Here is a 21929-nt window from a genome sequence, read left to right on the forward strand (position 1 = left end):
GGCCATCCTTCATGACGATCAGCGGATTGACTTCGAGCAGCGCCATGTCCTTCTCATTGAAGGCCTTGTAGAGCGCCGGGAAGAGCGACTTCGCATCTTCGGCGGCAGCGCCGTCGAGCGCGAGCGCGCCAGAGATTGCCGCGATATCGGCAGCCGTCACACCGGCTTCCGGATCAATCGCGATCGTGTGGATCTTCTCCGGCGTGTCATGGGCGACGGCTTCGATGTCCATGCCGCCTTCGGTCGATACCACGAAAGCCACGCGTCCGACCGAGCGGTCGACAAGGATCGAGCAATAGAGTTCGCGGGCGATGTCGGCGCCATCTTCGATGTAGAGGCGGTTGACCTGCTTGCCGGCTTCGCCAGTCTGCGCCGTTACTAGCGTGTTGCCCATCATTTCCTTGGCATGCGCCTTGGCTTCGTCGATGGAGAAAGCCAGGCGAACGCCGCCCTTGGCATCGGCGCCGAGTTCCTTGAACTTGCCCTTGCCGCGACCGCCAGCATGGATCTGGCTCTTGACGACGTAGAGCGGGCCTGGAAGCGACTTTGCAGCCGCTTCGGCTTCGTCCGCCGAGAAGATAGCGACGCCTTCCGCAACCGGAGCGCCAAAGGTCTTCAACAGAGCCTTGGCCTGATATTCATGAATGTTCATGGGGAAATTTCCTGTTTCGACTGCAGAGCCAGAGACATATGGCAAATTTCTCGTTCCCCATGGCGAGACATCACTGACGGTTGAGGACAGGGCATGCTCAGACGGTTACAGTGGTATCGTGTCGTGCTTGCGCCATCGCGTGTCCACCCGCTTGTTTCGCAGAGAAGCAAAGGCACGGGCAATACGGCGGCGTGACGAATGCGGCATGATGACCTCGTCGATAAAACCGCGTTCTGCAGCGACAAACGGATTGGCGAAGCGCTCTTCGTATTCTCTTGTCCGAGCCGCGATTTTTTCTGGTTCACCGAGTTCGGAGCGGTAAAGAATTTCCGTAGCCCCCTTGGCGCCCATCACCGCTATTTCCGCAGTCGGCCAAGCGTAATTAACGTCCGCGCCGATGTGTTTCGACGCCATGACGTCATAAGCTCCCCCGTAAGCTTTTCGTGTGATCAATGTGACCATGGGGACTGTCGCTTGGCTGTAAGCGAACAGCAGTTTAGCGCCGTGCTTGATGACGCCGTCATATTCTTGGGAGGTGCCGGGAAGAAAACCGGGCACGTCGACCAAAGTGAGGATTGGGATATTGAACGCGTCACAGAAACGGACGAACCGTGCGGCTTTGCGGGAGGAATTGATGTCAAGGCATCCTGCTAGGACCATAGGCTGGTTGGCAACAACACCCACGGACTGCCCTTCGATGCGCGCGAAACCAGTAATAATATTCTTCGCGAAAGCCTCCTGAATTTCGAAAAAATCTTCCTCATCCGCTATTGTGACGATCAGTTCGCGCATGTCGTAAGGCTTGTTCGAAGAGTCTGGGACGAGCGTATCGAGCCGCTGTTCTAGGCGTGCCGGATCGTCATAGAATGGACGGGACGGAGCCTGTTCACGATTATTTAGGGGCAGGAAATCGAAAAGCCGTCGGATTTGCTCCAGAGCTTCGACGTCGTTCTCGAAGGACCCATCTGCTACAGATGATTTGGTCGTGTGTGTCCTTGCTCCACCAAGTTCTTCAGCGGTCACAATTTCGTTTGTGACGGTTTTCACAACATCCGGACCGGTCACGAACATATATGAGCTGTCGCGGATCATGAAAATGAAATCTGTCATGGCAGGCGAATAAACAGCGCCTCCAGCGCAAGGTCCCATGATAACGGAAATCTGCGGCACGACACCCGACGCCTCGACGTTGCGTTTAAACACGTCTGCATAGCCAGCCAGCGATGCCACGCCTTCCTGAATTCGCGCTCCGCCGGAGTCATTCAGGCCAATCACGGGGACGCCATTTTTAAGAGCCATGTCCATGATTTTGCAGATTTTCTGCGCATGGGTTTCAGACAGCGATCCACCAAGGACGGTGAAGTCTTGCGAGAAAACGTACACTTGGCGACCGTTGATCGTGCCCCAGCCGGTCACGACTCCATCGCCTGCGACCTTTTGATCCGCCATTCCGAAATCAACGGCGCGATGTGTGACATACATGTCATACTCTTCGAACGAGCCCTCATCCAGAAGAACTTCAAGTCGTTCACGGGCTGTCAGCTTGCCCTTTCCATGTTGCGCGTCGATGCGCTTTTGGCCTCCGCCGAGCTTGGCTTCGGCCCGCCTGGATTCCAACTGTTCTAGAACGGATCGCATGTCATATCCTTCAAAAATGCTTTGCTCGCGCAGTTACATCGGGAGACTGGGCGCACAAAACACGTAGTCATGCGTAAAACGAGTGAACTTTAAACTTGCAAACTTCACTCCCGCAAAATTGTGAACGTGGCGGCTAGACAGATATCCGTCCGGCAGGGGTGACATTACGGTTGCCGCGAGATTCATTGGAACAGACTGGCTAGCCATATGGTACTGGGCTAGCATAAGCATCTTAATCCGAGCCTCATTGCGTCCGTTGTGTCAAACCTCGATCGTATCGCAGAACTCCACCGCCACAACGCTTAACATGGCCTCTGGAATTCCATTAATCTTGATGCGCGAAAGTCGTAGATCTTACCGGTTTCGGAGAACGCCGGGAGGCACATGGCTATGACTTTCTGCGCAACCTCGTCCGGCGTGGGTAGGGTAAGAGGATCTTCCTCGGGAGCAACCGTGGCGCGCATTCCCGTCCGTGTCGGTCCAGGGCTGAAAAGATTGGCTTTAATCATCCCGGAGCTACACTCAGCTGCGTATACTCTGACCAGTTGGTCAAGTCCCGCTTTAGATACTGAATATGGCGCCCAATTAGGCCAGGCAAGCGTTGCGACGCCTGAAGTAAAGAATACTGCCCGCCCGGCATCAGATTTTTTCAGGAGAGGATCGAATGCCTTTATCAGGTGCCAGTTGACTGTCAGATTAACCGAAAGGGTTTCATCCCAGAGATTTTGGTCGATCTCTCCAAGCGGCGCGAGAGGATGTACGATAGCAGCGCATGAAACTAACGCGTCTATCTTGCCAAAGGTAACATCAAGGGAACGGGCTAACTCATAAACCTGATCGTACTGCCTCAGATCAATACTGTACGGTGTAATTTTCCCGGATTTGAATTTGTCGTCTTGGTCGAGTTTTCGTGGTTCGCCCAGTGACCTACCCAACGCAATGACATGAGCGCCCGCTTCCGCTAACTTAGTAGAAATCGATAGGCCAATCCCACGAGATGCTCCCGTCACCAATGCGATGCGGCCTTTCATTGGCAATGTCATGCACTCCTCCAAAAGCAATAGAAATCGCAATATCGCTTGCGTCGTCCGGTGGACAGTTGCCGTTCATAGCGCCAAGACGGCTAACCCGATTGCTTGAGAGTGCACGCGATTATTAATGGATGTGCAATTTTATATTCGAGACAAGATAGGCAGATCTTCGCGGGAACTGCGGGCGGACGGCTCCGCCTCCTGTGCCTGACTAAGCTATCTATCAGAAAATCCAACATTCGATGGGATTCCGCGGTTGTTCGGCAGCTTCGCCGGGCCGCCCGTCACGTTCAGAGTTCTTCGACTGCGTTTGCGGTCTTCACTCAGCCAATATCAGATTATGCCCAGTCTCAGACGAAACCGAAAGGACTGCTGCAGATCCCGCCGTAGGTGTGCGTCCGCTTCATTATAAAGTAATTGCGTTGGATCGCGAAGCCGTAGCAACGTTTCGAACATTCTGAACGTTGAAAAGGTTCTAGATCGAGGTCGTATTAGGCGCGGTATTTGCGCAATGCCGCAACACCCGATGCGCTGTGAAGCAAGCGTTGCGGCAGTGCTGCGATATTGATGAGCACGAGCAGAGATCACTCGCAGATCTCCATAAACACTATGCCGAGATGATTTCTCGATCAGATGAAAGGCCATGGAAATTGTGAGTTGTGGAGATTTGCCTAAGTGCGGTGCGCGCCGGACAACCAAGAGGCTGGGGCCGGTTGATAATGCTCGGTTCCTTGCGTATGCCGGGCCGCGCTCTGTAGAGCGCAAGTTCGGGAATGTTTACATTATTTATTTTCGTTAAGACCAATTTTTCTCTGTTTGGCCTCTATGCACAATGATTGCGTCCTTCACCAAGGAGGATGGCGACCGGATCAACGATATGGTTCCAGGCCTATGAGCACGACGGTGCCGGAACGCACGCAACGGATTGCAATGATTGTTGCGCTCGGCACTACGCAGATCATCGGCTACGGTACGCTCTTTTACAGCTACAGTATCCTGGCTCCGGGCGTCGCTGCTGAACTCGCATGGTCCGAACAATGGGTATTCGGTATTCTATCGTTAGGATTGCTGGCAGGAGCGCTGCTCTCCCCGTTCTCGGGCCGTTGGGCTGATCGGTTCGGAGCTGGCCGCCTGATGGGGCCTGGATCGTTCGCGGCTGCATTCTCTCTGCTCGTCTGCGCTCTTGCGCCGGGCCGCTTCGGTTTCGCAATCGGCGTGCTTGCGATGGAGCTTGCCGCCTGCTTTATCCTTTACAGCACGGCCTTTGCTGCAATCGTTCAGATTTCCGGAAAAGACGCTCAACGCGACATTACCCACCTGACGCTGGTTGCCGGATTTGCCTCCACATTGTTCTGGCCGCTGACAACGTTTCTGGCGGAGCACCTGACGTGGCGGGAAGTATTGATTGTGTTTGCGGCACTGCAACTCATGGTGTGTTTGCCGATCCATACCTGGCTGGCGTCGTTGACACGCAAAACGGCGTGGGTTTTGCCTAGAGAACTGCCAGACTTGACCGGCGATCCAAATCACTTCAAGCGCACAACGGTTTTTTAGGCGATGCTGGCGGGTTTTGCATTCGAGGGCTTTATAATATCGGCGATCTTCGTCCACATGGTGCCGCTCACTGTGGCCATCGGTCTTGGTAGCGCAGGCGTTTTTATCGCCAGCTTGCTTGGGCCATCCCAAGTCGCGAGCCGATTGATAAACAAGACACGACTTGCTGTCAGCGCGACCGCTGCGCTGACGCTTGGGCTGGCGATGTTGCTAATCAATGCGCCGTCGCTGATCGGTGCAACCGCATTCGCGATCATATTCGGTTTCGGATCGGGCATGATGAGCATTGTTGGCGGAACTCTGCCGCTTGAACTGTTCGGGCGCACAGGCTACGGCCAGCACATGGGATGGATCACGGCTGCACGGCAGTGCAGTTCCGCATTCGCTCCGTTCGGGCTCACTTTCATGATGCATGGGATTGGAGTATTTCCCGCATTGTGGATCAACGTTGCGATCGGTTTCTGCGCGATAGCAGCATTCGCTGGAGTAGCCATCATTCACCATCGGGCGGCTATCTGAGCGACATGTCACCATTGTGGTCAACTCCACCCTGAAAGCTAGATCGACGATCTCCTTCCCTGCGCCTACATCAGGCGACCTGATGGCGCCACCGCAACATCACGCGAAGTAGTGCCCTCCGTTTGCCGAAAGGGTTGCGCCAGTGATGAAACCGGCGTCGTCGGAAGCGAGAAAGACCACACAACGTGCGATCTCGGCTGCCTCGCCAAATCGACCAACCGGGATTTGAGCAATGATCGATTGCTGTATCTTTTCGGAAACCGCCATTACCATGTCCGTCGCGATGAAGCCTGGGCAGACCGAGTTGACGGTGATATTCGCACGCGCGCCTTCCTGCGCTAACGCCTTAGTGAAGCCAAGGTCGCCGGCCTTGGCTGCCGAGTAGTTCGCCTGGGCAAACTGGCCCTTTTGGCCATTCATCGACGAGATTGTGATAACCCGGCCAAAGTTGCGCTCGCGCATACCGCCCCATAGCGGGTGCGTCATGTTAAATACGCCCGAGAGATTGGTGTCGATCACCTCTCGCCAATGCTGCGGCGTCATCTTGTGGAACATCGCGTCACGGGTGATGCCCGCATTGTTGACGAGGATGTCCACAGGGCCGAAATCGGCCTCCACGGACTTGATACCTGCGGCGCAGGCCTCGTAGTCGCTAACCGACCACTTGTATATGCGAATGCCGGTTTCCTCAGAAAACCTTTGGGCGACGGGGTCGTTGCCCGCATAGTTAGCAGCGACGTTGTAGCCGGCATCCTTGAGCGCGATGGAAATCGCTGCGCCAATGCCGCGCGAACCGCCGGTCACGAGTGCGGTGCGTGCCATGTTCTCACCTTTGTTCAGATAGGTCAGTTTTTAATTTTTTCATAAGTCTTCTACCTAAATTATACTATATCTTCCTCTCAGCCCCATAGCTTTGTAAGATGCTATCGAATGCGTTCTAGGATTGACACGTAATTTGCGACTGCGGCACCGCCCATATTAAAGATACCGGCAAGCGTCGCGTGAGGCACTTGGATACCGCCGGCCTCTCCGATCAGCTGCATTGCGCTCAGCACGTGCATCGATACACCGGTTGCGCCGATGGGATGACCCTTGGCCTTCAAACCGCCGGATGGATTGACCGGCAGGCGTCCATTCTTCTCTGTCTGACCTTCCAAGGCGATTTTGGCGCCCTCGCCCCTCTTGGCTAATCCCATCGCTTCGTACTCGATCAGCTCGGCGATGGTAAAACAGTCATGCGTTTCGACAAAGGAAAGGTCATCGAGCGAAAGGCGGGAGCTTTTGAACGCGCGCTTCCAGGCAGCCTCGCACCCCTCGAACAATAGGATGTCACGCTTTGACATGGGCAGAAAGTCCTGCACATGTTCGTTGGCACGAAAGATGACGGCACGGCTCATGGAGAGCGCGGTGTTGACGTCGGTTAGCACTACTGCGGCCGCACCATCTGACACCAGTGAGCAGTCGGTGCGCTTCAGCGGGCCAGCGACAAATGGGTTCTTGTCGCTCTCGGTGCGGCAAAATTGGTACCCGAAATCCTTCTGCATATGGGCGTAGGGGTTGGCAACGCCATTCCTGTGGTTCTTGGCGGCGATCTTTGCAAGCGCGTCTGACTGGTCGCCATGACGCTGGAAATAGCCGGCGGCGATCTTGCCGAATTGACCAGCAAAACCGGCAGGAATGTCTGCTTCTTCTTTCATATAGGACGCACGGATCAGGTTCTGTTGGACCTGCGGGCCGGGGACCGCAGTCATCTGCTCCGCGCCGACCACCAATACGGTGCGCGCGGCCCGGGATTCGATTGCGCGGATGCCCTGCCGCACCGCGGCCGAACCGGTTGCGCACGCGTTCTCGATCCGCGTCGCTGGCGTGAAACGCAGCCGGTCGTCAGCCTGCAGCACCAGGCTCGCCGTGAAATCCTGGGGCGAGAACCCTGCATTGAAGTGGCCGAGCACGATCTCGTCGACATCTTCCGGACCGATCCCGGCATGCTGGAGCGCCTCACTTGCGACCTTGACGATCAGGCTTTCGAGCGTCTCGCCTTCGAGCTTGCCGAACTTTGTGTGCGCCCAGCCAATGATGCATGTAGCCACTTTATATCACCGTATGTTGTGTTCCCGTTGAAGGCCATCGACCGGACGCCCTGTCAGTCAGCCATTTGGCCTGTACATCAGGGTTCCAGCCGGATTGCCCCGTCGAGTCGGATGGTTTCGCCGTTGAGCATTGGGTTTCCGACGATATCTCTAACAAGCCTTGCGAATTCGTCGGGATATCCTGGTCTCGCAGGAAAAAGAGGTTTTCCGAGACGATCTTGTGCAGCTTGAGGCAGCGTCGTGAGCATAGGCGTTCCAAAGATACCCGGCGCGATGGAGACGATGCGAACGGCGTGCTTTGCGAATTCACGGGCAATCGGTAGCGTCATGCCTGCAACGGCGCTCTTGGAGGCGGAATAAGCGGCTTGCCCGATCTTGCCGTCAAAGGCTGCCACCGATGCTGTGTTGACAATCACGCCTCTTTCCTCGCCGAGAGGCTCCATCTTCAACAGGCGGGCCGCAAACTGGGCGAGGACGTTAAATGTGCCGATCAAGTTGATTTCTATGACACGCGCGAAATCTGCCAAGTTCGCCGGGAGGCCGTCCGGGCCAACAACCCTGGCACCCGCCACGATGCCCGCGCAGTTTACCAGAATCCTGGCCTCGCCGTGAACCGCCGCAGCGGCAGATAGAGCATTCGATACGTCCTCCGGCTTGGTAACGTCAACTTTCGCGAATATCCCACCGACCTCTTGCGCTAAGGCTTCACCAGCCGAGGTGTCGAGGTCGAAGATCGCCACCTTCGCGCCTTCCTTTGCAAAACGTTGGGCCGTCGCCTGGCCCAAACCTGACGCTCCACCCGTTACTATAGCTGCCACACCCTCAAGATTCATAACGGTCTCCAAACCCCTTTTGACTTATTTCAGAACGCAGATTCGGCGCGTTCACTAGTTGGAAAGTTCCTCGCGAGCCGCCCTAACCCTGAATTCAGTTGGCGTCTCCCCAAATTTCAGCTTGAACAGATTGCAGAAATGAGACGAACTATTAAATCCGCAGGCGTAAGCGATTTCGGTAATGTTCTGGCCCACGTGCGCGGGTGAACGCAGCAGTTCACGGGAGTGCTGCACGCGCATGTCCCAGAAAACCTCGGACACCGACTCGCCGGTGTCTTCGAACAGGTTGTGCAGGTAGCGAAGCGATATGCCGTTTTCCTTTGCGATCGTCGCGGCCGACAACGCAGGACGATTGAAGTTGTTCTCGATGTACAACTTGACAGCGCTTCTGCGCGCTTCCTTGATGTCGACCTCAAGTCTCTCTTCAGGCGCCTTGCGGGAAGCCGCCATGACAAACAAGTCGATCAGGTGGCAACCAACCAACTCTCGCTCAGCTGGGCTCATCGATTCGTAGTTGCGGTAGATTGCCATACAGTAATCGTGGAAAAGCCTGCCGGTTCCCTCCCCAAGATCGAGACTTCCGAGGCACTTCAGATTCTCAATCTTAGTCCTCTTCTTGAGTTCCTCGCGGGGGATTTCAACATATACGCTGCGATGGCTCTGTTGGTATCGCAGTGTATACGGTTCAGCTACCGTGAATACGATAGCACGGCCTCTCGTGTCGGTGAAATACTGGCCCCGCTGCTCAACATCGCACTTGCCTGACTGGACCAATTGGACGAAAATGTTATCGTTTTGACAAACGGATAGATGCTTTGGCTCCCTGCTAACCATATTCGGTGTGCCCGAAGCCATGGTGTATTTTAAAGTCCCAAGCAGTCCTTCTCGGATCTGTCCGCAATAGAACTCGTCAGACAACTGCTGCACGTTTACGATTGCGTAATGCTCGCAAATCGCATCCTGCCATGCAGATAGCCGCTTTTGTGCCCTGAATGGCGCTGTGTCGAAAACAGTCTGCATGGTGTATCCTCCCAGATATCATGTTGACTACGTTGAATGCCATTTGAATGCTCATCGTACGCGCTTTATGTGGCTAGCGGACCGGGAACTATGTTGCCAGCGAGGGGATTGCCGAGGATCTTACCCTGATTTTCCAGAATTCGAACCGGCCTATCATGGTTAGGAACGAGCCATCGGCAGTTGTAGTAGATGTTTTTCATCGCGCGCTTCTCGTCACGCTCACTGAAAATAGTGTTGCCTGATATGCGCGGTTCGTAGAGGTTGCGCTCGCGGAAGGGCTCACGGCATTGGTTGTGCAAACTGTAGATCACGTCGCCGCACAGGTTCGCGATACCGTCGTCCGTCTCGACGAGTATGTTGAGTGATCCGGCAGAATGACCTCCGGCTATTTGAACAGCGACCCCTTCGAGCAGTTCGATAACGTCGCCTGGTTTGCCGTCTATGAGCCATGCCGCGTCCTTGGTGTAAGCACGGTCGACCATGTGTTTCACGTCCTGTGACGGGTAAGCCCAGCCTGCTAAACCACCGGCCGCACTTGCAAGTTCTTCTCGCGCAACGATGGCCGTCGTCGTCATCGGAAACAAATCGGTTTTTCCTGAGTGATCGATATGCATGTGCGTATGGATCACGTAAGGAATGTCACCGAATGCGATCCCGCGCCGGGCAAGCTGGTTTTCCAGGTGCTCATGCTCCGAGACCGTTGCCCTCATGCCGATCGTTTCCATAATTTCAGGCTTACGGAAACCAGTATCCACAAGGACCGGCCCCATGGATAGACCCTTGATTAGAAACACATTGACCGGAACCCGCAAAACACGACCGGGCTGCATGTGTTTCACTTCGAAGGCCCGCTCGGCATAGACCTGTCCGATCGTCATTACTTCAATTTCTAAGCTCATATCTTACCTCTATGTCGTCCTGAACGCCTCGAGCTCGGTGACCGGGCCGGGAATGCTGGTCCCGGTAACACGCCCGATCACCAGTCCGCCGGGGGCCACTCTCGCAGGTCCATCATGCATGGGCAGGAGCCAGGAAGCCTTCGACAATGCCTTCTTGAGTGCTGTGCGTTCCGCCACCTGACTGACCGCCATGCTGCCCGAAATACGGGGCTCCCGGTGATTGACCTGACCCATCGGATCAACGAGCTGTTCATGGACGTGGAACACCAGGTCACCGCAGATCACCGCAGTCCCCTCCTCCGTTTCCACAAGTACATTTGCAGATCCTTCAGTATGACCGCCCGAGAGTTCGAGCGAAACTCCCTCGACAATTTCCACTGGCGATCCTGAGTCCAGATCAAGTAGCCATGCGGCACCCTGGGTATGGACCCGGTCGATCAGATGCTTCATGTCAACTGCGGCGTAGTCATCGCAATCGAGCCCGCTGCAGCCGACTTCGAGTTCCCGCCGATTGACGACAACGGTCGACGAGGTCGGAAAAATATCGTCGCGGCCGCAATGCCCCGAATGCAGGTGCGTATGAATGATGTACCGGATATCCGCAGGCTTGAGGCCGAAACGGTCCAACTGCATTTCCAGCGAATGCGCGTCAGTGCTTGTAACCGGGCGGTCGCTTCCCGGCAGTTGTCTGAAGCCCGTATCGACAAGAATCGGTCCTTCCGGACTGCCCAGGATAAGGTAGGATACAATCCTGGTTCTCACCATACGTCCTGGGGTCTTGTACTGGACCTGACGTGACCATTCGGCCTCGTACTCACCCAGATTTAGGATTTCAATTTTCAACGACACTTAACTCTCCTTCGCGTTCGATTAAAATAAGGCTGCGGCCATGATCCGCGCTTCCGTCGCCTCGGCGCTTGCGAATTCCGCAACGATTTGCCCCCGGCGTGCTACTAGAACCCGGTCAGCAAGTTTCAAGACCTCAGGCAGGTAGGATGAGATGACCACGACAGCGACGCCCTCCCGCGCCAGCTCGCGCAGGGCGGAATGGATTTCCTCAATGGCGCCAACGTCCACGCCGCGCGTGGGCTCATCCACGATAAGCAGCTTGGGTTTTTGGACGAGTGCCTTGGCGAGCACCACCTTCTGTTGGTTGCCGCCCGACAGGCGGTTGACCGGATGCCGCATGTTGATCGACTTGACCTTCAGGCGCTCGATCAGGCGCTTGGCGATTGCGCTCGACACCTTGTGCGAAACAAACGCCAGAGGCTTAGAGTTCATCGCAAGATGGCCCAGATAGATGTTTTCTTCGATTCCCATTGTCTCGAAAATGCCGTCGATCTTCCGATCCTCTGTCAGATACACGATGCCATCCCGGATACCGCTAATGGGCTGGCGATAGCTTACCGACTCCCCATTCAAATAAATCTTCCCGCCGAGGGTGATGTCCCGGCGGTATACACCGGCGACGACCTTGGCCATCTCGCTCCGGCCTGCGCCGACGAGACCGGCGATGCAGGTGATCTCCCCCTCGTAGACCGAGAAAGACATGTTCTTAACGAGCGGAGAATACCGCAAGTTTTCCACGGAGAGGATCTTGTGTTTACGCGTCCAGCGTTCCGCACGTCGTCCGATCATCGTATAGTGCTTTCCGGCGTCCTCGCGCCCTACCATGTGGGATACGATGGAAGACCGGCTGAACTCGCTGGCGGCGCCGGTCGCCACGAGCTTCCCGTCGCGCATGATCGACACCCTGTCGGCCAGATCGAGCGCTTCCTCAAGATTGTGGGAGATGAAGACGATCGCGACCCCGCGTTGCTTGAGCATCTCGAGGAGTTCGAAGAAGCGGGCAGTCTCCCCAGGAGAAAGGGACGCCGTCGGCTCGTCGAAAATGATGACCTTCGCGTCATTGTACAGCGCACGGGCGATTTCGACGATCTGCTTATGCCCCCGGCCAAGCGAGGATGCGAAGACCGTGACGTCAATGCCTGCAAAGTTCAGGGACGCCAGGAACTCCTGTGCCTCGATCTCCATGCGGCGTTGACTGAAGGCAACACGTTCATTTCCCAGCACGATGTTCTGTGCGACGGTCATGTAGGGGACAAGGCTCGTTTCCTGAAAGACCATTGCTACACCCGCCTTCAGCGCGTCAGCGGAGGAATGGAATCGCATCGGCCGGCCGGTGACATGGATGGCGCCGCGGGTCAGTTGAATCGCACCGGCGATCGCCTTTGAAATCGTCGACTTGCCCGCGCCGTTTTCTCCAAGGAGTGCATGGATTTCGCCGGCCTTGAGGGTGAGGTTCATACCCTCGATAGCCGCAGCATCACCGTAGTACTTGGTTCCATCGATGACCTCGAGTGCGGTCGCCTTCTCGGCATTTTCCACGGGCGACTTGCGCGCCAGAAAGGTCGCGATGCGCTCGCGGGGGGTCTTGCGTTTCACTACGGCTTCACTGGCGCGTTCGACGCCGGGCAATGTGGAATATTTTAACAGGGCACCGTAGCCGTTGCATACGATCCATAGTGCGCCGTTGCTCTCGCATACGCTGGTCAGACCGTGGTAAACGTTGTTTGCCCGCGCATGGAAACTCGCTTCGGGTTCAAGATCGTCGTTCAGCTTGACGACGAGTCCATAGCTTCGCGAGGGAGCCCACGGATTTATGCTTCCGTTGCGCCGCATGGCACCGATTTGTCCGGGGGCGAAGAGGCGGGATTCCGGAGTATGCGGCGGCAGCTTCCAAGGATGCGGATCGTAAGCGGAAGAGTAGAGTTCCGGCGCGATCCAGGCCTCCTTTTCCATGGAGGCCATCATGTCCTGGCAAAACGACTTTTCTTTGCGGAGAAACTCCACCATCCGGGATCTGAGCGCAAGGAACGAGAGCCAGTATCCGCCGCCTTCAGCAGGGCGGATTCTTGCCGGCAAGCCCGGAAGGTTGGTAAGGCGGACACGTGGTAGAGCGTTAGCGACTGAGAGATCCAACTCCCAGACTGAGTGATCCCAAGCCTGAGTAAAAAGAAGTCTGCCTTTGGAGCCCTGGCAGATACCGTATGGAAATGCAAGCTTGGACGAGATGGTCCGGGCGCGACCGGACGGGTTCCAATGCAGGATCCGTCCAGTTCGCCCGGAGAGGAGGTAATCCCTCTTCCACTCCGTACCCGGATGTTCTGACGCGTCGGTAATTACGAGCGAGCCATCATCAAGAAAAATCACCGAGGTGGCGGCAGCGATGCGGCGCCCGTCGACCTGTGTCAGGCTCGCAAGCGTCTCTCCCTCGCGGGACAAAACCCGGACCCCCTCGCCATCGAGGCACACCGCGAGATTCCCGGTGGCCGATAGTGCCAAACCCCGTACCGGTTTGTCGAAGGTAAACTCCGTCTCCAGCAAACCGCTGCGTTTGGGGTCATACCGCCCGACGGTGTTCCCGAGACTGAGATAGCCCCGGCCGTAATCATCGAAGACGAGGTCGTCGGGATTATCGAGCTTCTCGAGCACCGGCCATGCCGCCTCGAGTTCATCGTTTTGGCGGAGCGGACCGTCCAGCGGTGGAATCGCGTGTTCAATATCCCCCCGTAACATTTTGGGCAGGTTCATAAGGCTAAACATTGACACCACCAATAACAGGAACCAGCTCGAGAAGGAGCTTTCGGCCAAAGATGTCTGAATTCCTTGATCCGACGAGAAGGTGCTCGTCGTGTTCACGGACCGCCGTGATCATGCAATGGTTGCGGCCAAGCGGGTCCCAGATGCTCCGAATGATCTTGCCGTCCCGATCGACCTGCAGGATCAGACCGGCGTTGAAGTTGGGCGCCAGCCATTCATCGTAAGGCAGTTCACGGGTCATACGGCGGCGAAGGCGAGGGTTGGTCATCGCAAGGTCAAAAGCCGGGCAGCGAAGGCCACCGATGGCGACCCAGTAGGTGCCCATCGACCCCTTCGTCACGGACATCGGATAGCCCGGCAGATTTGTCACGAACGGTTCATAAGCACCCGCTCTGGGGCCGGAAATGTGATACTGTCCGATCGACGCGCTCCATGACTGTGATACCAGGACCTTGTCGCCATCGTGCGTGACGCACACGCCGCCGCAGAACGGCAACCCCCGCAACACTGTAGTCGTCTTGTTGGAAGCCTTGTCATGCTTAATCAGCGCACCATTCCCACGACCTTCGAGCGCGTCCTTGAACCAGTCATCTAGGTCATAGCGCGAGCTTGCTTCGCCGAAATAGATGTCTCCATTGGGCGCGATATCGACCATGGTCGGCACGCGAGGGCGTGAATCGTCGCGAATGGATAAAATCGTCCGGGTGCTTTGGTTGGTGATCAGTTCCGGATTACCCTCGTGATCGATGCGGAAGATGCCACGGCCGACCACGCAGGCAACCAGCAGGTTATCCTTGTCGAACTGCAGGCCGAGCGGACGTCCGCCAGTATAGCTCCAGTATTCACGTTGACGATAATAGCCTTCGGCGGGGTACTTGAGAATCCAGCCCTCGCCTGTCGAGACGTAAAGGTCGGATTTCGCGTCGAAAGCAAAGTCGCCTGGTGAAATAGCCTCCAGATCACCGTAGGCGATGGAATCGCGCAGGTCGTCATTTACAGCGATCGCGGAATCCTGAGTACGGCTCGGTAGGACCAGAGGTTCGAGTTGCCTCTTTCCGGGCGCCAGAAAGATCATATCGGTGACACGCGCTCGGTTCTTGGCGTAACGAACCTCAAAGGCCACTGCTGCAAGGGTCACAAGACCGATGACCATTGTCTGGGAAGCGCCGCCCACACCCATCCGGACAAGGATGTTCGACAGAACCTGTATCGTCAGGCCACCGATCACAGCACGCAGAATGCTGCCTTTGCCGCTCGTCAAGCTTACCCCACCCAGCACGGCTGCGGCAAGGACACTGATTTCCCAACCCGCGCCCACGTTCGGCGATGCACTTTGCATCCGGGCCGCAAGTATGATCCCGGCACATGCCGCGAGCGCCCCGCCCAGCGTGTAGGCGATCATCTGCATCTGCCTGATGTCGATGCCTGCGTGCAGGGCCGTACGGCGGTCGCCACCGGTCGCCGAGATATGGGCTCCAAGGCGGGTGCGGGTCATCAGGAGGTGTCCGCAGATCGCCACAAGCACGACCAGCATGACAGAAGTGGGGATGCCGAGAACGGAGCCGGCGCCAACGAACTCCAGCACCGGATTGTCGATGTAGCTGCCGGCGAGCAGCATTGCATACTGCTGGTCGATGATGCGCGTGATGGCTGCGAGGATCAGGAGGGTTGTCATCGTCGTGATAAGTGGCCTAGTTTTGACCAGACCGACGAGAACGCCGTTCCAGAGGCCGATGCCTGCGCCGAGTGAGACCGTAACAATCGCAGCCAGCGGCAGGCTTAGTTCCGCGTAGCCGACCAGCAGCAGGAACACGTAGTTCGACAGGCAGAAATTGGCCGGTATGCTGATATCGATGCCGCCTGAGAGTAGGATGACCGTGAAGGCCATCGTCACGATCATAAACTCGGCGAACGCACGGCCATTATTCACGAGGTTGGCATATGTGTAGTAGTTATCGACGAGGATGCCCGCGCACACCAGGCAGATGACCAGCAGGGTGAACGGGCCAATAGCCTCGCTCCATCGCTTCTTCAGAACGTCACCAATAAGGACTACAGGTGCGAGAGACGGCAAAAAATCGTTTAGCCGAGCTTGCTTTGAAGTGTACGCGGGCATCTTTTCTACCTCACAGCTCACTTGATCCTGACGGAAGTCGAATCGAAACAGGACCAATTCTTCAACGTATCCTTCGACAGCATTTCGATCGGAGAGAACAATGCGATCCGGGACTTGCCGACCTCGGGCCTGCTTATGAGCAACGTCTTGACGATGCTCATGATATCATACCCCTGGCGTACCGCGTTGTAAGCGTAGTACTTGGTAAAGGAGCCCTGCCGGACGAGGTCGCACATCTCGCTTGCTCCGCCGCCGCTCGTGTACAACATAATGTCTTTTTTGCCAGACTCCTGAATGGCCGCCGCCGAGCCGAGGTCCATTTGGTCCCACATGCCGTATACGGCACACAGGTCCGGATTTTGGATGATGGCTGCGGAAACGATCTGTTTCGCGTTGTCGGTCGCCCACATGGGACCCGTCGATTGGTCCGATACGATCTGAATCTCAGGATGCTCGGCAAAAACCTGCTTTGCCGCGACATATTGGTCGAACGAAGCCGAAGCGGTTGTACTGCCTTGGACAATTGCGATCTTGCCGGATTTTCCATTCTTCGGCGAGCAGTCTTTCACGATGTCGTTTGCGATCGTGGCCCCCATGCCGAAATAGTCGCCACCAACGAACGCATCAGTGTTGACCGTAGAATTCATGTTCAGCTGGACGACGTAAATCCCTGCCTCTTGGGCAGCCTTGATGTTCCGAGAAAACACATTGCGGTCGGCATTATGGATGATCAGCAGGTCTGCCTTGCCGCTGATTGCGCCGACAATCGCTTGGTTCATCGCATCCGTATTCCAGTTGCCATCCTGGATCGTCAGGTCGATGCCATAGAGTTCGGATTCACGCTTGATCGCCTGTGTCCAGGCGTCGAAAAGGGGGAAGCCAGTCACGTTAACGACGTAAGTGACCTTCTTTCCCCTAAGAGCCGAAATCGTCGACTTCCACAGCTCACCCGAAGCACCCGGAAAGTCGTGATCTGAAAGATAGACGTTGTCGTCCGCGGCCACGGCCGACCCCGTCGTCAATAAGGGCACTAGGCTCATCGCGCCCAGTGCTATTAATGTAGCCAAAACTCTTATTTTCATGTCAACTCCTCCCACTGTCGTTAATCCGATTTCTAAAGGTCCCCCTGCCGAGCCGTTTCCTCGTCTCGCGGGTTCAGTATGCTGTCCAATGCGACCGCTGCCAGAAGCACTGCTCCTCGAACGACGCTTTGTATGTCTGACGGTACGTTGAGCAGGATCAGCCCGTTGATGAGCACTCCGATCAGTGTCATTCCGACCACGATCGACAATGCTCCGCCCCGTCCTCCAACCAGGCTGATGCCGCCCACGATCACGATCGTAAGAACGTCGAAAATCATGGTGCCGTTGGCAACGCTGAGATTGACTGTACCGACACTGCCCGCCACGACGAGGCCACCGATGTAACCGATGACTGCACAGAGTACATATTGGGAGACGATCAGGGGGCGAACGGCCAGGCCGGTAATCCGTGATGCTTCGGGATTGTCGCCGATTGCGTAGATGTAGCGACCATAGACCGTTGTCCTGGCCACAAATCCGAAGAGCGCGAGCAGCACCAGGAATACGACCACCGAAACAGGAATGCCTACAATGTAGCCCTGGCCCAGAAAGCTGATGAACGCCGCATTCCCCGGAAGCTGCACCATACTGCGTTCTAAAAGAAAATAACGCCCGAAGCCAAGGACAACCAGCCCCGAGGAGAGGGTAGCGATAACCGCAGGAACCTCGAAATACGCAACTATGATGCCGTTCACAACGCCAGCCAGCACAGCGAAGAGCAGTCCAAACCCAATTGCGACAGGGGTTGGAACGCCGGCTGATATCAGCGACACAACCCACGCTGTCGCAACCGCGACTGTGGACACCTGCGAAAGATCAATGCCGCGACCGATCACAACAACGGACATTCCTATCGCATAGATTGCAACAACCGAGACACTCTTGAAGAGCAGGACAAGGTTCGGAAACGACAACGAATTTGGGACAACAACACCAAACACCGCAGCAATCGCTATTGCCGTTGCAAGTATTATGTATTCTTGCTTAATTGCTCGCTGTTTCATCTTAATAGTGCTCGCATGTGATCTTATCCAAATCGCCCTGCTGTCCTAGACCTTGCGCCGGAACGTCGGTTTCTGTTTGTTGCTGAAGGCCGTGATCGCGTCTGCGTGGTCGGCAGATCGCATCGTGACGAGTTCGTAGGCAAGCGACGCGTCCAGGATGGAGTGTGCCAATTGCCGTAGGCCGATGTTGACAGACACCTTCGTCCAGCGAATGGCGTCCTGCGAGCCCTCGGCGAGCTGCGCAGCAAAAGCGCGGACAGTAGCATCAAGATCGGCGTCGGCCACCATATGGTTGACCAGTCCGATCCGTTCGGCATGGGAGGCCGAAAGGACGTTGCCGGTCATCAAAAATTCCTTCGCACGGGCGTAGCCAACAAGTTGCGGCCATATGATCGCTCCACCGTCCCCGGCTACGACCCCGGCACCCACGTGCGGGTCACCGATTGTCGCGCTTTCTGCCATGAAAACGACATCACAGAGCAACGCGATGGTCGCGCCAAGCCCGTAGCAGGCGCCATGGACCTGAGCGATGATCGGTTTTTCCAGCTCCAGGAGCGAATAGACGATGCGCTTTGCAGTCGAGAACGACATATAATGTCCCGGTGAACCGACCTCCAGCATATGTGCATGCATCCCCTTTAGGTCACCGCCGGCACTGAAAGCCTTGCCGTTTCCCCTGAGAATGATGACATCGACGCCGTCATCCTTCGCAAGGTCGATGAATACTCTCCCCAGCTCTTCATGAAGTTCATGGCTGATAGCGTTGAGACGCTCGGGTCTATTGAGCGATACGGTCATGACTCTGTTTTGCAAAGCAAAGCCGATATTCTGATACGTGTCGGAGATGCTAGACATTTCTGGCTTCCTGGTTGTCGTCGATCTGTCCGATGTTCTCGAAGAGTTTCCGCAGTTCCCGCTTGAGGATTTTGCCGGCACTGTTTTTAGGCAGATCCTCGACAATCCGGACATACTTGGGAGCATTGATGCTGCCGGCCTTCAGCTTGGTGAACTCAACGATTTCTCGTTCGCTGACCTCTTTGCCTGGTATGGTTTGGACAACCGCGGTTACCGCTTCACCCCATCTCGGGTGCGCCACGCCAATGACGGCGCAATCAAGTACTGCGGGATGTGAGAGGACGATCTTTTCAATCTGGGACGGGTAGACATTGAACCCGCCCGAAATGATCAGGTCGCGCTTGCGATCCGTTATGTAAAGGTAACCGTCATTGTCCAGGTATCCCAGGTCCCCGGTCCTATGCATTCCGCGGTGCGTGGCTTCTGCCGAGCCTTCCGGATCACCGAGATACTCGCGCATGACCGTCGGTCCGCTGATGACGATCTCGCCAACCGCCCCCGGTTCGAGGAAATTTCCGTCATCATCGATGATCTCGAGCCTCTTCAGACTGGCGACGGGCCGGCCGACCGAGGCCAATCGACCCGCCAGAGCATCGTCGGCAATCGCATCGCCGATTTCGCGTGGTGACATGAATGTTAGAGGCATCCCGGATTCAGTTTGGCCATAGGCCTGGCACAGGACCGGGCCGATGCTCTTGAACGCCGCACGTATCCTGTCGGCGTCTATCGGCGCCGCAGCGGATATCACATATTTCAGCGAAGTGAGATCATACTGCCCCAGGCCTGGCTCGTTGAGCAATGTGTAGATCAAGGTGGGAGGAAGAAAGACTGCGGATACCTGATGTTTCTGGATTGCGGCGAGAATGTCGGCCGGCTTTGTACTTGTGATCAGGACAACAGTACCGCCCATGGCAAGCATCCCGGTGGCCAAAACTCCCCCCGCATGCGTAATCGGGGCGACGGCCAGATTGACCGGCGGCCGGGTAAACTGGAAGCAGGCCATAAAGGAAATAGCGCTCAGTGCCAGATAGGCGTGGCTCGCCCTGGTAATCTTCGGTGCGCCTGTGGTGCCGCCAGTTGTTCCCATGAATCCGACCCCCTCATAGGAAAAGGGTATCTCGACTCGGGCGTCAGGTTGGTCTTCTATAAAGCGCGCGAGAGACGGATGGCGGCCATCGTCGGCGTCCAGACACACCACGATGTCAAGACAGGGAACTTCAGCGAGAAGCGCAATAGCCTCGGCCTTGCAACTGCTGTGGTAGAAAAGTGCCTTGCACCCTGCCCTATTAAGCAGGCCTGCATTCGTCTCGACGGTACTCTTTATGTTGATGTTGGTCCAGGCGCCGCCGGCCATCATGGCCCCGATGTGGGACACAAGTGCGCAACCGGCATTGACACTGAAGAAGGCATAAGGGCTGCTCGGCTCAAAGCCGCGTGCGATCAACGCGTGAGCGAACCGGCGGGCGGCGGAGCGCACTTCGGCGTAGGTCTGGCCGCCCGTCTCGTCGACAAGAGCGGGCCTTCCGGGTGACAGTCTCGCGCTTCGCTCAAATAGATCCGCGTAGTTTACCGTATCCATTCCAACCCTCCCGATGGGCTATTGTTCTCGGCGCTTACATGACCGAAACCAACAGGCCAACTTCCTCTTGGGAAAGAACTAACTTGCGCAGCATCCTCAGGCTTGCGTTACCGTGCACTGAAATTGCATGGCCGTGCAGTGGCGCATTGCGGGCATTCCCTAGAGAGGGGCAGTATGGGAGTGGTGAGGGAGGTGGAGAGAAATGCTTGGGGCATGCACCTGTTTAAAACACTGTGGCCCCGCCATTTTTATACTCGGCCGTGGCCGGTCAATATTAACGATCGAGGAGGCATGATGTGCTTGAAGCCACTTACAACGTCATAGTTGATTCCCGGGTTGCCTGGCGGATCAAAACGGGTATGGGCCTCGCGGCGTGAAGACATTGATGTATCATGGCAGGGGTGACCTTCGCAGCGTCAATGTCACGGACCCCTCGCCTGGGCCGGACGATGTCCTGATCGAGATTCACGCAAACGGGATGTGCGGCACCGATCTGCACCTCATGGCCCATGGACCGGCTTTTGCGGCACTACGCCCACCTTTCATTCTTGGACACGAGTTCGCGGGCGTTGTGACAGCCGTCGGGGACAACATTGGCGACGTGGTGGCGGGGTCTATTGTATCGGTAAATCCCATGCGATCTTGCGGAAGATGTCGCTCGTGCATGAACGGATGCCCGAACATCTGCCACTCGATCCGTTGGTACGGACTAGGAGAACCCGCCGGAGGGTTAGCGGAAATGGCAGTTGTCGCTCGGAACGCCGTCTACATTGCGCCCGACGGACTTGCGGCTCGCGAAGCGAGTTTGGCAGAGCCCCTCTCCGTAGCGATGCATGCCGTGAACCGTGCGAACCTTCAGGAAGGCCAAAGCGCCGTGGTCATCGGTTGCGGCCCCGTAGGCATCGCGGTTGCACTATGCCTACGGGCAAGGGGTTTCGAGCGTATAGCCCTCGTCGAGGCGGCGGAGGCGCGCCGCTCGACGGTGCAATCGATGGGCTTCGATTGCGTTCTCCCACCGGAGCCAGGCACGGCCCGCGCACTCAAATCATGGAATGGCGGCGAAGGCTTCGAAGCCGCATTCGACACCGCCGGTGTCAGCGCGGCCTTCGCGCTTGCGTGTCAATCAACCGCCCGCGGTGGCGCGATCGTAATCGTAGCCTTGCATAGGGATGAGCTACAACTTGACGCGCGTCGCCTGCTTTTCGAAGAAAAACGGGTGATGGCGTCTATGGGATATGTCGGGACATATCCGGAAGTACTTGACCTGCTTGCGAACGGGAGGATCCCCACGGAGGGGTGGACAAAGACCTATGCAATGTCCGAAATCGACCGGAGTCTTCGGAGCCTTGTCAAGCAACAAGACATAAAGGTTCTGATCGACCCCCGTTTTTAGGCGGAAGCCGTTTTCGCTGGCGAGCCGGGTCTGCTCTTCAAGAGTATCTTGCTCTTTGCCG

At 56.4% G+C, this 21929-nt stretch carries 18 protein-coding genes; 3 read left to right on the top strand and 15 right to left on the bottom strand.

Going from position 1 to position 21929, the window contains the following annotated elements; translation table 11 throughout:
- The 3 genes from HJB83_RS22360 to HJB83_RS22370 all read right to left on the bottom strand — a co-directional run.
- Positions 1-652: ATP-grasp domain-containing protein (locus tag HJB83_RS22360; protein WP_311044488.1), on the bottom strand; the 652-nt coding region annotated here is incomplete at its 3' end.
- Positions 653-757: 105 nt separating this feature from the next.
- Positions 758-2290, bottom strand: a complete 1533-nt coding sequence (locus HJB83_RS22365; RefSeq protein ID WP_221159586.1) for an acyl-CoA carboxylase subunit beta — start codon at positions 2288-2290, stop codon at positions 758-760.
- Positions 2291-2592: 302 nt separating this feature from the next.
- Positions 2593-3333, bottom strand: coding sequence for an SDR family NAD(P)-dependent oxidoreductase (locus HJB83_RS22370; RefSeq protein WP_221159587.1), 741 nt, complete (start codon positions 3331-3333; stop codon positions 2593-2595).
- A gap of 879 nt (positions 3334-4212) precedes the next feature.
- On the opposite strand from HJB83_RS22370, the gene HJB83_RS34615 reads away from it, so the two are divergent.
- Both HJB83_RS34615 and HJB83_RS34620 read left to right on the top strand, forming a co-directional pair.
- Complete coding sequence (locus tag HJB83_RS34615) at positions 4213-4875, top strand: MFS transporter (RefSeq protein ID WP_311044489.1); 663 nt, start codon at positions 4213-4215, stop codon at positions 4873-4875.
- 3 nt (positions 4876-4878) lie between these two features.
- Positions 4879-5394, top strand: a complete 516-nt coding sequence (locus HJB83_RS34620) for a hypothetical protein (RefSeq protein ID WP_311044490.1) — start codon at positions 4879-4881, stop codon at positions 5392-5394.
- Positions 5395-5493: 99 nt separating this feature from the next.
- On the opposite strand, the gene phbB is transcribed toward HJB83_RS34620, so the two are convergent.
- The 12 genes from phbB to HJB83_RS22435 all read right to left on the bottom strand — a co-directional run bounded on the left by phbB (position 5494) and on the right by HJB83_RS22435 (position 20475).
- The gene (gene phbB, locus HJB83_RS22380; RefSeq protein WP_221159588.1) at positions 5494-6216 is read right to left on the bottom strand and encodes an acetoacetyl-CoA reductase; all 723 of its coding nucleotides are present in this window, start codon (positions 6214-6216) and stop codon (positions 5494-5496) included.
- A 101-nt stretch (positions 6217-6317) separates the two neighbouring features.
- Complete coding sequence (locus tag HJB83_RS22385) at positions 6318-7484, bottom strand: acetyl-CoA acetyltransferase (protein ID WP_221159589.1); 1167 nt, start codon at positions 7482-7484, stop codon at positions 6318-6320.
- A 77-nt stretch (positions 7485-7561) separates the two neighbouring features.
- On the bottom strand, positions 7562-8317 hold the full coding sequence (locus HJB83_RS22390; RefSeq protein ID WP_221159590.1) for an SDR family NAD(P)-dependent oxidoreductase: 756 nt from the start codon (positions 8315-8317) through the stop codon (positions 7562-7564).
- 54 nt (positions 8318-8371) lie between these two features.
- Positions 8372-9337: a helix-turn-helix domain-containing protein gene (locus HJB83_RS22395; RefSeq protein WP_221159591.1), complete on the bottom strand. Its 966-nt coding sequence runs from the start codon at positions 9335-9337 to the stop codon at positions 8372-8374.
- A 65-nt stretch (positions 9338-9402) separates the two neighbouring features.
- Complete coding sequence (locus tag HJB83_RS22400) at positions 9403-10236, bottom strand: MBL fold metallo-hydrolase (RefSeq protein WP_221159592.1); 834 nt, start codon at positions 10234-10236, stop codon at positions 9403-9405.
- Between the two features lie 9 nt (positions 10237-10245).
- A complete protein-coding gene (locus HJB83_RS22405; protein ID WP_221159593.1) occupies positions 10246-11085 on the bottom strand; it encodes an MBL fold metallo-hydrolase in 840 nt (279 codons plus the stop codon).
- 21 nt (positions 11086-11106) lie between these two features.
- On the bottom strand, positions 11107-12624 hold the full coding sequence (locus tag HJB83_RS22410) for a sugar ABC transporter ATP-binding protein (protein ID WP_409079182.1): 1518 nt from the start codon (positions 12622-12624) through the stop codon (positions 11107-11109).
- Positions 12625-13834: 1210 nt separating this feature from the next.
- A complete protein-coding gene (locus HJB83_RS22415; protein WP_221159594.1) occupies positions 13835-15955 on the bottom strand; it encodes an ABC transporter permease subunit in 2121 nt (706 codons plus the stop codon).
- Positions 15956-15972: 17 nt separating this feature from the next.
- Positions 15973-17037 carry a sugar ABC transporter substrate-binding protein gene (locus tag HJB83_RS22420; protein ID WP_221159595.1) on the bottom strand — a complete coding sequence of 355 codons (1065 nt, stop codon included), beginning with the start codon at positions 17035-17037 and terminating at the stop codon, positions 15973-15975.
- Between the two features lie 32 nt (positions 17038-17069).
- A complete protein-coding gene (locus tag HJB83_RS22425; protein ID WP_221159596.1) occupies positions 17070-18041 on the bottom strand; it encodes an ABC transporter permease in 972 nt (323 codons plus the stop codon).
- Positions 18042-18086: 45 nt separating this feature from the next.
- Positions 18087-18896, bottom strand: coding sequence for an enoyl-CoA hydratase/isomerase family protein (locus HJB83_RS22430; protein ID WP_221159597.1), 810 nt, complete (start codon positions 18894-18896; stop codon positions 18087-18089).
- A complete protein-coding gene (locus HJB83_RS22435) occupies positions 18889-20475 on the bottom strand; it encodes a class I adenylate-forming enzyme family protein (protein ID WP_221159598.1) in 1587 nt (528 codons plus the stop codon). Before HJB83_RS22435 ends, HJB83_RS22430 begins: the two co-directional genes overlap by 8 nt.
- Before the next feature lie 385 nt (positions 20476-20860).
- On the opposite strand from HJB83_RS22435, the gene HJB83_RS22440 reads away from it, so the two are divergent.
- A complete protein-coding gene (locus HJB83_RS22440; protein ID WP_221159599.1) occupies positions 20861-21868 on the top strand; it encodes an alcohol dehydrogenase catalytic domain-containing protein in 1008 nt (335 codons plus the stop codon).
- Positions 21869-21929 lie beyond the last annotated feature (61 nt).

It is taken from the genome of Rhizobium sp. NZLR11, from assembly GCF_019685115.1.
GTDB lineage: Bacteria > Pseudomonadota > Alphaproteobacteria > Rhizobiales > Rhizobiaceae > Rhizobium.

Excerpts from the sequence above, each read along its gene's own strand:
- HJB83_RS22365 (WP_221159586.1), bottom strand. The coding sequence starts at position 2,290 with ATGCGATCCGTTCTAGAACAGTTGGAATCCAGGCGGGCCGAAGCCAAG.
- HJB83_RS22370 (WP_221159587.1), bottom strand. The coding sequence starts at position 3,333 with ATGACATTGCCAATGAAAGGCCGCATCGCATTGGTGACGGGAGCATCT.
- HJB83_RS34615 (WP_311044489.1), top strand. The coding sequence starts at position 4,213 with ATGAGCACGACGGTGCCGGAACGCACGCAACGGATTGCAATGATTGTT.
- HJB83_RS34620 (WP_311044490.1), top strand. The coding sequence starts at position 4,879 with ATGCTGGCGGGTTTTGCATTCGAGGGCTTTATAATATCGGCGATCTTC.
- phbB (WP_221159588.1), bottom strand. The coding sequence starts at position 6,216 with ATGGCACGCACCGCACTCGTGACCGGCGGTTCGCGCGGCATTGGCGCA.
- HJB83_RS22390 (WP_221159590.1), bottom strand. The coding sequence starts at position 8,317 with ATGAATCTTGAGGGTGTGGCAGCTATAGTAACGGGTGGAGCGTCAGGT.
- HJB83_RS22395 (WP_221159591.1), bottom strand. The coding sequence starts at position 9,337 with ATGCAGACTGTTTTCGACACAGCGCCATTCAGGGCACAAAAGCGGCTA.
- HJB83_RS22400 (WP_221159592.1), bottom strand. The coding sequence starts at position 10,236 with ATGAGCTTAGAAATTGAAGTAATGACGATCGGACAGGTCTATGCCGAG.
- HJB83_RS22415 (WP_221159594.1), bottom strand. The coding sequence starts at position 15,955 with ATGCCCGCGTACACTTCAAAGCAAGCTCGGCTAAACGATTTTTTGCCG.
- HJB83_RS22420 (WP_221159595.1), bottom strand. The coding sequence starts at position 17,037 with ATGAAAATAAGAGTTTTGGCTACATTAATAGCACTGGGCGCGATGAGC.
- HJB83_RS22425 (WP_221159596.1), bottom strand. The coding sequence starts at position 18,041 with ATGAAACAGCGAGCAATTAAGCAAGAATACATAATACTTGCAACGGCA.
- HJB83_RS22430 (WP_221159597.1), bottom strand. The coding sequence starts at position 18,896 with ATGTCTAGCATCTCCGACACGTATCAGAATATCGGCTTTGCTTTGCAA.
- HJB83_RS22435 (WP_221159598.1), bottom strand. The coding sequence starts at position 20,475 with ATGGATACGGTAAACTACGCGGATCTATTTGAGCGAAGCGCGAGACTG.
- HJB83_RS22440 (WP_221159599.1), top strand. The coding sequence starts at position 20,861 with ATGTATCATGGCAGGGGTGACCTTCGCAGCGTCAATGTCACGGACCCC.